A 12,189-nucleotide genomic window follows, 5' to 3' on the forward strand; every position below is an offset into this window, starting at 1 on the left:
TTCCTTGCCGTCCAGGGTACACTGGGAGCATAACGGAAGCGAGGCCGGCCGGACCACTGCCAGTGGACAGCGGCGACGGGCTTCGCCTCGGCGATAGAAGGGAGCCGATTCACTATGGAACTGCTGCGCATCAAGCAGCTGAGCAAGGTATATGGCGGCAAGCTGGCCTACCGCGCGCTCACCGACATTTCGCTGTCGATCGAAAAAGGCGAGTTCGTCGGCATCATGGGGCCGTCGGGGAGCGGCAAGACGACGCTGCTGCAGCTCGTGGCCACCATCGATTCGCCCACGACGGGCGAGATTCTGATCAACGGCAGCAATCCGCATTTGCTCGGCAAAAACAAGCTGGCCCGTTTTCGCCGGCGCGAGCTGGGCTTTGTTTTTCAGGACTTCAATCTGCTGAATACGCTGACCGTGCTGGAAAATATCGTGCTGCCGCTCACGCTCGACGGCGAGCGCGCCGACGTGATGACGAAGAAGGCGGAGGCCATCGCGGAAAAGCTCGGCATCGCCGAAGTGCTGAACAAGCGCACCTACGAAATTTCGGGCGGCCAAGCGCAGCGCGCGGCGATCGCGCGTGCGATCATTCACGAGCCGAGTCTGCTCTGCGCGGACGAGCCCACGGGCAATCTGGACTCGAAGTCGGCGCGGGCCGTGATGGAGCTGCTGGCGCGTCTCAATGCCGAGGAAGCCGCCACGATGATGCTCGTGACGCACGATGCGCTCGCCGCGAGCTATTGCCAGCGCGTCATCTTCATCAAGGACGGGGAGCTGTTCAACGAGCTGCATCGCGGCGAATCGCGGCAGGCGTTCTTCCAGAGCATCATTGACGTGCTCTCGCTGATGGGAGGGGGCGCCCATGACCTTTCGTCGATTCGCGTTTAACAATGTGATGCGCAACAAGCGCATGTATGCCGCCTATTTCCTGAGCAGCGCCTTCGCGGTCATGGTGTTTTTTGTGTATGCGATCTTTGCCTTTCATCCGGCGCTGGGCGGCGACGCGCTGCGCAGCGAGGTGGCCACCGGCCTTCACTTTGCGGAGGGCATCATCTATGTGTTCTCCTTCTTCTTCGTGCTGTACTCGATGAGCGCGTTCCTCAAGCGGCGCAAAAAAGAATTCGGCTTGCTCATGCTGCACGGCATGACGAGCCTGCAGCTTCGCATGATGGTCTTCCTGGAGAACGTCATTATCGGCGTGCTGGCGACGTTGGCCGGCATCGGCCTCGGCTTGATCGGAGCGAAGGGGATTCTGCTGGGGGCCGAGAATATGCTGGGTCTGGAGGAGACGCTGGCCTTCTATCTTCCGGTGTATGCCATCGGCTTGACGCTGGCCGCCTTTGTCGTGCTGTTCGTCGTCATCTCGCTGTTGACGGTGGTCATCCTCCGCAGCAGCCGGCTGATCGACCTGCTCAAGGGCGGCTCGCGGCCGCGGCCCGAACCGCGCGCTTCGAAGCTGCTCTCCGTACTGGCCGCATTGCTGCTGATGGTCGGCTACAGCGTGGCGCTGAGCGTCAAGGGAATGGCGGTCGTGGCGGCATTGATTCCGGTGACGCTGGTCGTCATCGTCGGCACCTACTTCCTGTTCACGCAGCTCAGTGTATTTCTGATCGGCGCGGCGAAGCGCAATCGTCCTTTTTTTTGGCGACGCACCAATCTGCTGCTGTTCTCCGATCTGGCCTACCGGATGAAGGACAATGCACGGACTTTCTTCATGGTGGCGATCGTGTCGACCGTCGCCTTCTCCGCGATCGGCACGCTGGTCGGGTTCAAGGCGATGTTCACCGGCCAACTGGTCGAGAGCAATCCGTTCGCGTACAGCCTGCGGGTCTACGAAGGGGAAGATCCGACGGGCCGGCAGGTGGCCCGGCAGTTGGACTATATGCAAGAGGTGCTAGAGAGGGAAGGCATCGCCTATGACCGCTACGCGATCGCGCTGCCGAGCTTCAATACCGAGCAAGGACAGCTTACCGTCGTGCGCGCCTCCGACTACAATGCGATGGCTCGGGCGGCGGGTCAGACGCAGGTGGAGCCGGAGGGAGACAACGTGGCGGTCGTTCTGCCGGTGAGCGATACGATGCAGGAGATCAGGGCGCCGAGGTCGTCCTTTACGCTGGAGGACGGCAGCCGCCTGCAGGTGCAGCGTGTCGTCACGTCCAGCGCGGTCTCCTATTTCGAGGCGTATGCGGTCGCGGCCGACGATTGGACGGGCTGGTCGCGCGAGCCGATCCGGACGCAGTACTACTATGTGTATGATACACCTGAGCACCGCGGGAGCGCGGCCGCAGGTGCGGCCATGCGCGCTTATTGGGAGGAGCACAGCGACGGCGACACCTATCTGTTCGCGCAGGCGTACCAGCTCCAGCAGATGAATCAGGGCTACGGCGCAGTGCTGTTCGTCGGCCTGTTCATCGGTGCGGTCTTCTTCGTGGCCTCGGGCAGTTTTTTGTACTTTCGCTTGTACACCGATCTGGACGAGGACAAAGCCAAATTCACCGCTATCCGCAAGCTCGGTCTGGAGGACCGCGAGCTGTCCCGCGTCCTGACCTGGCAGCTGGTGCTACTCTTCTTCCTGCCGATCGGGGTGGCGCTCGTCCACGGGGCAGTGGCGCTCACTTCGCTGCAACGAATGTTCAATTACTCGCTCGTTCGCGAATCCGCGCTCGTGCTGGGCGCCTTCTTCCTGGTGCAGACGCTCTACTTCGTGCTCATCCGCTGGCGTTATATCCGGCAGGTGCGCGAGGAGATGCGCGCCTGAGTGCGAGTGGGAGTCGTGCGAGTGGAAGTCCGGCTCGGACGCAGAGCGGCGACTTGGGCGGCATTGCGAATGCCCCGTAATCCCCTTCCCCCATCGGGAAGGGGATTTTTGAGTTTGTGCATTTTATAAGTTGCGCGCACCGGAATGCGATCGGAATCGGCCCCGGCGACGAAATAAGCGCAAATTGCGAGGTTACAGGGACGGAATTGGCTCCGGCGATGAAATAAGCGCAAATTGCGAGGTTACAGGGACGGAATCGGCCCCGGCGACGAAATAAGCGCAAATTGCGAGGTTACAGGGACGGAATCGGCCCCGGCGACGAAATAAGCGCAAATTGCGAGGTTACAGGGACGGAATCGGCTCCGGCGACGAAATAAGCGCAAATTGTGAGGTTACAGGGGCGGAATCGGCCCCGGCGACGAAATAAGCGCAAATTGTGAGGTTACAGGGACGGAATCGGCTCCGGCGACGAAATAAGCCAGTGAACGCGACTCCCTGCGCGCTTCCCTACACAGGTGCTTTCCGATTGCATCCACCACTACATATCACCACTGCATGACGACTTCATCACCATTGTATCCACTACTGGATTAGCTTCTCTATCCCCAGCAACTTGAACATTTTTTTAAAAAATTCAGCACTCTCCCAACTAAATTTAACTAAAAATCTGGATTTACGGTTTTAATGCATTGACAGAACAATTTGAGCAATGATAGCATAGCAATTAAGGAACTAAACTTTATATAAACTAATATTTAATTTTAGTATTTTTTTACCGAAATCCATTTGGTGTTGGACAAACCAAGAGCAAAAAAAGCGAGGCATAAAAAGGAGAGTGAACAAATGAAAAAGATGAAGCTCGGCTACGCGCCCACCCGCCGGTTCGTCTTCAGTGCGGAGGACGCGCACCGCTACAAGGTGACCATCCGGGAGAAGCTCGACAGCTTCGGACTCGATATGGACATCGTCGATCTGGAGGGCATCAACGACGAAGGTCTGCTGTTCGGAGACAACATCGACGCCGACAAAATCATCGAGCGCTTCCGCCAGGAACAGGTGGACGCCGTGTTTTTCCCGCATTGCAACTTCGGTACCGAGGACACGGTCGCCCGTGTCGGCAAGGCGCTCGGCAAGCCGGTGCTGCTGTGGGGACCGCGCGACGAGGCGCCGCTCGAGGACGGCACGCGGCTGCGCGATACGCAGTGCGGGCTCTTTGCGACCGGCAAGGTGCTGCGGCGCTTTAACGTTCCGTTCACCTATGTGCCGAATACGCGCGTCGACGATCCGGTTTTTGAACGCGGTTTCACGAACTTCGCAGCCGCCGCCAACGTCGTGCGCCAGTTCCGCAGCCTGCGCATCCTGCAGATCGGGCCGCGCCCGGCTTCGTTCTGGACGATGATCTGCAACGAGGGCGAGCTGCTGGAGCGCTTCGGCATCGAGGTGCACCCGATCACCCTCGTCGATATTCAGCGGACGTCGGCGCGCGTGGCCAAGACGGGCGGCTCGGAGCTGGCAGCGGCGGTGGACTGGATCAAGGCGAAGCTGGATTGGTCGGAGGTGACCGAGGAGGACGTGATTCGCATTGCCTCGCTCAAGGTCGCGATGCGGCAATATGCCGAGCAGACCGGCAGCGGCGCGGTTGCGATCCAGTGCTGGTCGTCGCTGCAGGATGCGATGGGCATCATGCCGTGTCTGGCCAATGCGATCCTCACCGACGAGCAGATCCCGGTCACCTGCGAGACCGACATCCACGGCGCGATTACCTCGGTGATGGTGCAGGCGGCGACGATGAATACCGCCCCGACGTTTTTTGCGGATCTGACGATTCGTCATCCCGACAATCCCAACGGCGAGCTGCTGTTCCACTGCGGCAACTTCCCGGTCTCGCTCAGTGTGGAGGAGCGCCCCAAGCTGCGCAAGCACTTCCTGTTCGCGGACCACGCGCCGGGCACGCACGAGGGCGAGATTCGCGGCGGCGGCATGACGCTGGCTCGCTTCGACGGCGATCATGGCGAGTACCAGCTGTTCCTGGGCCGCGCCAACGGGATCAAGGGGCCGTATACGCGCGGCTCGTATGTCTGGGTCGAGGTGAACGACTGGCCGCTCTGGGAGGAGAAGCTCGTCAAGGGGCCGTATGTGCATCATTCGGTCGGCATTCATGCCAATGCAATTCCGGCGTTGTACGAGGCGTGCAGCTACATTCCCGGCTTGACGCCGGACCCGGTCGATCCGACCGCAAGCGAAATTCAGGCCTGGCTGCGCGGCGCCGGTCTGTAACTGAGGAGGAGCCATGGAAATAGCAGAACTGAAAGCAAAGGCGGCGCAGATCCGGATGGACCTGCTGACGATGATTCATCGCGCCAAGACCGGCCATACCGGCGGCTCGCTTAGCAATACGGATATTCTCACGGCCTTATATTATGAAATCATGCGCATCGATCCGCAGCGGCCGGACTGGGCGGCGCGCGACCGCTTCGTCGCCAGCAAGGGCCACTCGGTCGAGTCGCTGTGGTGCGTCCTGGCGGATCGCGGCTTTTTTCCAAAGGCGGAGCTGGAGACGTTCAGCCAATTCGGCACCCGGCTGATCGGCCATCCGAACAACAAGGTGCCCGGCATCGAGATGAATACCGGCGCGCTCGGTCACGGCCTGGCGATCGCGGTCGGCATGGCGCTGGCGGCGCACCGCGGCGGCGAGGACTACCGCGTCTATTGTCTGATGGGCGACGGCGAGCAGGCCGAGGGCTCGGTGTGGGAGGCGGCGATGGCGGGCGCGCACTATGGGCTGGACCGGCTCGTCGGCATCATCGACCGCAACCGGCTGCAGATCAGCGGCTCGACCGAGGACGTGATGGGGCTGGAGCCGCTGGAGGCGAAGTGGTCGGCATTCGGCTGGCACGTCGTGCAGATCGATGGCAACGATATGGATGCGCTGTTGCAGGCGCTGCGCGAGGCGCCGCAGGCGGCAGGGCGGCCGACGCTGGTGCTCGCCGACACCGTCAAGGGCAAGGGCGTATCGTTCGCAGAGAATCAGGCCAAGTGGCATCATCATGTGCCGAGTGACGAGCAGCTGGCGCAGGCGCTGGAGGAGCTGCGTGCGGAGCAGGCGCGACATATGCAGAAGACGGGAGGAGGAGCGCGATGAATACGATTGCCAATCGGCAGGTCATCTGCGAGACGCTGGTGGAGATGGCTGAGGCGGACCGCAGCATTATGGTGCTGGCGAGCGACTCGCGGGGCTCGGCGGCGATGGCGCCGTTTGCCGAGGCGTATCCGCAGCAGTTCGTCGAGGTTGGCATTGCGGAGCAGAATATCGTCGGCATCGCCGCCGGGCTGGCGCACAGCGGTCGCAAGCCGTTCGTCGCATCGCCGGCGTGCTTCCTCAGCATGCGCGCGATCGAACAGGTCAAGGTCGACGTCGCGTACTCGGCGACCAATGTGAAGCTGATCGGGATCAGCGGCGGCGTCAGCTACGGCGCGCTCGGCATGTCGCATCATTCCGTGCAGGATCTGGCGGTGACGCGGGCCATCCCCGGCCTGACGGTGCTGCTGCCGGCGGATCGCCACGAGACGAGGCGGATGACCGAGGCGCTGGTCGGGCATGAAGGCGGCGTCTATATGCGGATCGGCCGCAATCCGGTCGCTGACGTCTACTCGTCGGCCGATTACGACTTCGAGATCGGCAAGGCGGTGACGATGCGGGACGGCGGCGACATGACGATCATTGCCGCCGGCGAGACGGTCCGTCCCGCGCTGGACGCGGCGGAGCTGCTGCAGGCTGCAGGCGTCGGCTGCCGGGTGCTCAACATGCACACGATCAAGCCGCTGGACGAGGCCGCAGTGCTGCGCGCGGCGCGCGAGACCGGGGCGATCGTCACGGTCGAGGAGCACAGCGTGCACGGCGGTCTTGGCGCGGCAGTGGCTGAGACTGTCGTGCAGCACCAGCCGGTGCCGATGCGCATCGTCGGCATTCCCGACGAGCCGGCCATTGCAGGCAAGACCGCGGAGGTGTTTGCGCATTACGGGCTCGCCGCGGAGCAGCTCAAGCAGACTGCACTGGCGCTGCTCGGCGCCCGATCCGCCCGATGAGCGCAGCCTACCTCGCCGTCGTCGACCAGAGCACATCGGGCACCAAGGCGCTGATCGTCGGCCGGGACGGCCGGGTCGTGGCGCGCGCTTCGGCAACGCATCGCCAGTACGATCCGCAGCCGGGCTGGGTCGAGCACGATCCGCTGGAGATCTATGCCAATGTGAAGCGCGCGCTGCGCGAAGCGATGAGCCGGGCCGGTCTGGCGTCGACACAGCTGGCTGCGCTCTCGATTACGAACCAGCGCGAGACCGCCGTCATGTGGGACAGCGCCACGGGCCGGCCGCTCTGTCCGGCGATCGTGTGGCAGTGCCGGCGTACGGCGGACCGCTGCGCCGAGCTGGCGGCCGCCGGTCACGCCGAGGCGGTGCGCGCGTCGACGGGGCTGATGCTCGATCCGTATTTCTCGGCGACGAAGTGGGGGTGGATGCTGGAGCAGGTTCCGCAGGCGGCGGAGCTGCTGGTTGCGGGGCGTCTGCGGCTCGGCACGGTCGATAGCTGGCTCGTCTGGCAGATGTCGGCCGGCCGGATGCATGCGACCGATTATACCAATGCGAGCCGCACCTCGCTGTTCAATATTCATACGCTGCAGTGGGACGAGGCGATGTGCGAGCTGTTCGGCGTGCCGCTCGCCGCGCTGCCCGAGGTGCGCGACTCGGACGGGGAGTACGGCATGACCGCGGACCCGGAGCTGTTCGACACCCCGGTGCCGATCCGCGGTGTGATCGGGGACTCGCAGGGCGCGCTGCTCGGCCATCTGTGCCTGGAGCCGGGTATGGCCAAGGCGACGTACGGGACCGGCACGTCGGTGCTGATGACGACCGGCGAGCGGCCGGCCGCGCAGTCCGGAGGCGGTCTCGTGCAGGCGCTCGCCTGGAGCCGCGGCGGCCGCGTCACCTATGCGCTGGAGGCGGTCATTCGCACGACCGGCGATACGATGCGCTGGGTGCGCGACGAGCTCGGCTTGTTCCGCGACTTCGAGGAGCTGGAGCGGCTGCTGGCGGGGATAGAGGACAATGAGGGCGTCTATCTCGTGCCGGCCTTCGTCGGGATGGGCGCGCCGTACTGGGACCCCTACGCGCGCGCGGCGATCAGCGGACTGAGCCGGACGAGCGGCCGCGCCCACATCGCGCTGGCTGCGCTGGAGAGCACGGCTTATCAGGTACACGATGCGATCCGGCTGCTGCAAGGCGAGTCGGGCACGCCGCTGCTCGAGCTGCGCGCCGATGGCGGGGCGACACCCAACGCGCGGCTGATGCAAGTACAGGCCGATCTGCTGAATCGCCCGGTCGCGCGCGCCGAGATTGCCGAGCTGTCGGCGCTGGGGGCGGCTTATCTCGGCGGACTGGCGTCGGGGCTGTGGTCGGACACGGAGGAGCTGGCGGCCTTGCAAAAGCCGTACACCCGATTCGCGCCGGCGATGGAGGCGGGTCTGCGCGCGCGCAAGCTCGGCGGCTGGGTGGACGCTGTGGCCGCGGTGGTAGGCCGCTCCTCCGGGGCGCCGCGTGGCGGGAGCGTGCCGTCGCAAGGTACCGCATCGTGGAGCGGGGCGACCGGGCTAATGGACACCAGCGACGCTTAGCGCCTCGATCCTGAGCATTTTCGTCGAGTAGGAGCTTCTAAGCGTCGCTCCTGACCGTTACAGCTGGCGAGACGTGCAAATTAGGCGCTAAGCTCCTCCTGTGTCCGTCAGAGCTGGTAAATGGAACGAAACGGACTCGACCGTATAGGGTCGAGTCCGTTGTAGCTTGAATCATATAATGGCCGAAATACACGTACGGCATGTTCGCTTGCTGCGCTTGATCCGTGCGCGTCACGCGCGAACCATGTCGTCCTTGTACCACGCGGCCGGGATAATCTCGCGCTCGGCTTCCAGCAGCTCGCGGATGATCTGGTCGGCGTCGGCAATCGAATTGACGAGCGGGTCGGTCATCATGGCGCGGCGCAGCTTGCCGTAATCCTGCTCGACCACAGCCTCGGCGGTCAGCTCATGCGTGTCGAGGATGAGCTCCTGCATGCCGCGCAGGCCGCGCGGCATTTCGCCGACGGGCAGCGGCTTGATGCCGTCCATCGACACCTCGCAGCGCATTTCGAGGAAGGCGTCGTCGTTCATGTTCGAGACGGCGCCGCCGTTCGTCGTGTTGATGAAGAACGTCTTGCCGAGGCCGCCGACCATGCTCTCGATGATGTCGGTGGCGTGATCGGGTCCGTACATCGTCATGTAGTCGCCGATTGGCACCTGGCCGCTCACGAAGCCGTCGACTTCCTTCCACATCTGGGCGTGCCGCTCGTAGCGCGCTTCGGTCTCCCAGATCGCCAGCGCCGGGATTTTCTCCTCGAGCTTGCCGAGCCCTTGCCAGTAGCGCACGTATTCCTTGGTATGGGCGACGCAGGTCGGCACGTAGCCGAACACCTCGTAGAGCTGATAGCCGATAGCGGCATTATGCAGCGCCTTGGCGCCCTTGTCCCCGCCGTCGGTGGCGCGCTCGGCCTCGTCGCGCAGCGACTGGGCAATCGCGGGCGCCACATCGCGCCCCTCGTACTCGGCCTTGAGCAGCCAGGTGAAGTGGTTGACGCCCGAGATGCGGAAGTCGAAGGCGCGGTCGATCGCGTCGGTGTAGTCCGCCTTGCTGCCGATCAGTCCGGCGCGCACGGCATAGTTCTGCTTCACATGCGGCATGTGCAGGCCGTCGCACAGCGCGAAGCTGCGCAGCTTCGGCGCGTAGCGCGAGAGTGCGATGCCGCCGATCGCGGACGGATTGATATAGTTGATAACCCACGCCTGCGGACACAGCGACTCGATGTCGCGCGCGCAGTCCATGATGACCGGCAGCTCGCGCATCGCGCGGAAGATCCCGCCCGGCCCGATCGTGTCGCCGGAGCACATGCGGATGCCGTATTTCTCCGAGACGGCGCAATCGATGCCGCGATACTTGACCGTGTCGCGGGCGAAGCTGAGTACGACGAAGTCCGCGCCGGGCAGGACGTCGCGCCGATCGGTGGAGCCTTCGATCTTGAGCGCGACTCCGGCGTGCGAGGCGACCATCCTGGCCATCTTGACCAGCTTCGCGAGCTTGTTCTCGTCGGTGTCGACCAGCGCGAGCGTGCCTGTGTTGAGGTGTGCGGAGTGCACCATCTGCCAGATCGATTGCCGGCCGAAGAACAGGCTCCCCGCGCCGAGCACGACCACTTTCGGGCCTTTTTTGTTTGCCTGTTCCGTAGGGGTTGCTGTCATGTTCATCATCCTCCTGAAAGGGTTGTCGTAGCGATAGTGGAAACGAATACACTCTCATCCTACCAGCTTGAGCCAGAGGCGCACATAGGTCGCAGTATGAGAAGCATGTCATATCGTAAGATTGAATTATTCGATTCCTTGAGGCACAATATAGATAATTATAGTGGAATGTCGATTCGTAACAGGAAGGAGGGCGCGTATGCGCGGTGTGGAACTGTTCGATGCGCTGGCGGAACAGCTCTCGGTGCGGATTCGGTCGTGCAACGATCACGAGCATGGCGGAGACTGGATCGAGAGCAAGCAGCACAGCGACTACGATCTGTGGATCGTTGAGCGCGGCGAGGTGCGAATCCGCACCGGCAGTCGCGAGCAGCGGGCTTTTCCGGGCGATGCGGTGTTGTTCTATCCGGAGCTGGCGTATCGGGCTACGACCGGAACCGACGGCTGCCGGTTCGTCTATTCGCACTTCGACCTCGGCCTCGGAGAGCAGCAGCAGATGCTGCAGCAGTACCCGCTCGCCGGCATCGTGCCCGGCCGCCTGATTCGGGAGGAGACGGCGTTGTTCCTGGGGACATTCGGCGGCTACAAGCGTCGCGAGCCACTCTCGGAGATGAAGCTGCGGGGCGCTTTTTTGCTCCTGCTGGCGGGCATCATCGGCCGCTTCGGGGACGGCAGCTACGAGGGGGCCTTCGAGCTGTCGCCGGCGCATCCGGGCCGATCGGCCGGCGTGGCGCAACTGCAGCCCGTTTTTGAGCACATTCATGCCAATCTGCATCGCGCGCAGCGTACCGCGGAGCTGGCCGGCGTGGCGGGCATGTCGGAGAAGTATTTCATTACCTACTTCCGTCAGGCGCTCGGCACCACTCCGATGCAGTACGTGTATCATCTGAAAATGCACCGCGCACGCGATCTGATCTACCAGCGCCGCTGGTCGGTCAAGGAGATCGCCGCGAAGCTCGGGTACCCCGACCCGTACAGCTTCTCCAAAGCGTTTAAAAAATTTTACAACAAACCGCCCTCTCGGTTTTTGTGAAGTGACAGGCAGAGTAGAATTCGGTATACTTATTATAAAGGGCACGGTTGCGGCCGAGTTATCGCCAAAGGGGGGACAGCGCATATGCATACGTATTGCACGTCAAGGCTCGGGAAAATCGTAGTGTTTGCGTTGCTGATCTTAACCCTGATGGTGCCGTTCTACTCCGTCAACCACGAGCTCCCTTACGTTGAGAAGCCGCAGCTTTCCGTGCAGTCCGACAATGATTTTACGGTCGGCGCGCGCACCGTCATGCTGGCTGTCGGTCATTTGCCGAGTATGGTCGTGGCCCCGGTATCCGTTTTTCCGCCCCCGGATTTATTATTCGTGTTTTTCATCTTCGCCGCGCTGCTTAGCGCATACATTCCTGTTCAACTCAAACGACTCTTTCTGATGCCCATTAAATTCACTTCGCATTTCGTGGCCTAGAACCGCGTATTAATCCGCGTCTAGCCGACGTTTATTCCGTATGCCGCTTTTGGCCGACGAAGAAGCGCCATACTGCCGCCTTCCGGAATAACATTGGCTGCCGCGGTTCATAAATGGACGCAGCGAAGGAAAAGATGACATCAGGGAGGACAATTTCAATATGGACATTCGCGAATCCGATCTGCCGGGCATCGGCAGAAAATATCAGATTGAAACGCGCGGCGGCGACAAGCTGGTCATTGTCATTCATGACGACGGCCGCCGTGAAATGTATCACTTCGACTACGACGACCTGGATGACAGCGTCTCGATGATCTCAATGGAGGATGATGAGGCGAGGCAGGTCGCCGCCATCGTCGGCGGCATGACTTTCAAGCCGAAGGCGCTGGAAACGATCGAAATTGCGCTCGACGATCTAACAATTGAGTGGTTTAAAATCGATTCGAGCGCCAAATGCATCGGACAATCAATAGGCGGCTGCAGTATTCGCCAGAGAACGGGCGCCACGATCATTGCAGTAGTGGAGAAGGAAGCCAAGCATATCAATCCCGGTCCGGATTACGTCTTTAAGCCCGAAACCACCCTTATCGTAGCGGGCGAACGCAAGCATTTAAAGGCGTTAAAGCATATTTTGCAGAACGGGAGTGAGTAAG

At 62.1% G+C, this 12,189-nt stretch carries 10 protein-coding genes; 9 read left to right on the top strand and 1 reads right to left on the bottom strand.

Annotated features, from left to right (window positions below; genetic code table 11):
• Window positions 1-114: 114 nt before the first annotated feature.
• From IDH44_RS14840 to IDH44_RS14865, 6 genes are all read left to right on the top strand, one after another.
• Entirely contained in the window at window positions 115-885 is a 771-nt protein-coding gene (locus tag IDH44_RS14840) for an ABC transporter ATP-binding protein (protein WP_190918935.1), read from the top strand.
• Window positions 860-2,755 (top strand): ABC transporter permease, encoded by a 1,896-nt coding sequence (locus IDH44_RS14845; protein WP_190918937.1) that lies wholly within the window; start codon window positions 860-862, stop codon window positions 2,753-2,755. The genes IDH44_RS14840 and IDH44_RS14845 overlap by 26 nt, the downstream gene beginning before the upstream one ends.
• A gap of 843 nt (window positions 2,756-3,598) precedes the next feature.
• Window positions 3,599-5,032, top strand: a complete 1,434-nt coding sequence (locus tag IDH44_RS14850; protein ID WP_190918939.1) for an L-fucose/L-arabinose isomerase family protein — start codon at window positions 3,599-3,601, stop codon at window positions 5,030-5,032.
• A gap of 13 nt (window positions 5,033-5,045) precedes the next feature.
• Window positions 5,046-5,897: a transketolase gene (locus IDH44_RS14855; RefSeq protein ID WP_190918941.1), complete on the top strand. Its 852-nt coding sequence runs from the start codon at window positions 5,046-5,048 to the stop codon at window positions 5,895-5,897.
• Complete coding sequence (locus IDH44_RS14860; protein WP_190918943.1) at window positions 5,894-6,841, top strand: transketolase family protein; 948 nt, start codon at window positions 5,894-5,896, stop codon at window positions 6,839-6,841. Before IDH44_RS14855 ends, IDH44_RS14860 begins: the two co-directional genes overlap by 4 nt.
• Window positions 6,838-8,421 carry an FGGY family carbohydrate kinase gene (locus IDH44_RS14865; protein ID WP_190918945.1) on the top strand — a complete coding sequence of 528 codons (1,584 nt, stop codon included), beginning with the start codon at window positions 6,838-6,840 and terminating at the stop codon, window positions 8,419-8,421. The genes IDH44_RS14860 and IDH44_RS14865 overlap by 4 nt, the downstream gene beginning before the upstream one ends.
• A 231-nt stretch (window positions 8,422-8,652) precedes the next feature.
• Here the strand turns inward: IDH44_RS14865 and IDH44_RS14870 are convergent, their stop codons facing one another.
• Window positions 8,653-10,074 carry a family 4 glycosyl hydrolase gene (locus tag IDH44_RS14870; RefSeq protein WP_190918947.1) on the bottom strand — a complete coding sequence of 474 codons (1,422 nt, stop codon included), beginning with the start codon at window positions 10,072-10,074 and terminating at the stop codon, window positions 8,653-8,655.
• Window positions 10,075-10,273: 199 nt separating this feature from the next.
• Here IDH44_RS14870 and IDH44_RS14875 point away from each other — a divergent pair, with 199 nt between their 5' ends.
• The 3 genes from IDH44_RS14875 to IDH44_RS14885 all read left to right on the top strand — a co-directional run bounded on the left by IDH44_RS14875 (window position 10,274) and on the right by IDH44_RS14885 (window position 12,188).
• On the top strand, window positions 10,274-11,107 hold the full coding sequence (locus IDH44_RS14875; protein WP_190918949.1) for a helix-turn-helix transcriptional regulator: 834 nt from the start codon (window positions 10,274-10,276) through the stop codon (window positions 11,105-11,107).
• Window positions 11,108-11,230: 123 nt separating this feature from the next.
• Window positions 11,231-11,536 (top strand): hypothetical protein, encoded by a 306-nt coding sequence (locus IDH44_RS14880; protein WP_190918952.1) that lies wholly within the window; start codon window positions 11,231-11,233, stop codon window positions 11,534-11,536.
• Between the two features lie 160 nt (window positions 11,537-11,696).
• A complete protein-coding gene (locus IDH44_RS14885; protein WP_190918954.1) occupies window positions 11,697-12,188 on the top strand; it encodes a cation:proton antiporter regulatory subunit in 492 nt (163 codons plus the stop codon).
• The last annotated feature ends 1 nt before the right edge of the window (window position 12,189 follow it).

This window comes from Paenibacillus sabuli (genome assembly GCF_014705605.1).
In the GTDB taxonomy this organism is placed as follows: Bacteria; Bacillota; Bacilli; order Paenibacillales; family Paenibacillaceae; genus Paenibacillus_D; species Paenibacillus_D sabuli.

Coding starts and splice junctions, on each gene's coding strand:
- IDH44_RS14840 (WP_190918935.1), top strand. CDS start 115: ATGGAACTGCTGCGCATCAAGCAGCTGAGCAAGGTATATGGCGGCAAG.
- IDH44_RS14850 (WP_190918939.1), top strand. CDS start 3,599: ATGAAAAAGATGAAGCTCGGCTACGCGCCCACCCGCCGGTTCGTCTTC.
- IDH44_RS14865 (WP_190918945.1), top strand. CDS start 6,838: ATGAGCGCAGCCTACCTCGCCGTCGTCGACCAGAGCACATCGGGCACC.
- IDH44_RS14860 (WP_190918943.1), top strand. CDS start 5,894: ATGAATACGATTGCCAATCGGCAGGTCATCTGCGAGACGCTGGTGGAG.
- IDH44_RS14870 (WP_190918947.1), bottom strand. CDS start 10,074: ATGACAGCAACCCCTACGGAACAGGCAAACAAAAAAGGCCCGAAAGTG.
- IDH44_RS14885 (WP_190918954.1), top strand. CDS start 11,697: ATGGACATTCGCGAATCCGATCTGCCGGGCATCGGCAGAAAATATCAG.
- IDH44_RS14855 (WP_190918941.1), top strand. CDS start 5,046: ATGGAAATAGCAGAACTGAAAGCAAAGGCGGCGCAGATCCGGATGGAC.
- IDH44_RS14875 (WP_190918949.1), top strand. CDS start 10,274: ATGCGCGGTGTGGAACTGTTCGATGCGCTGGCGGAACAGCTCTCGGTG.
- IDH44_RS14845 (WP_190918937.1), top strand. CDS start 860: ATGACCTTTCGTCGATTCGCGTTTAACAATGTGATGCGCAACAAGCGC.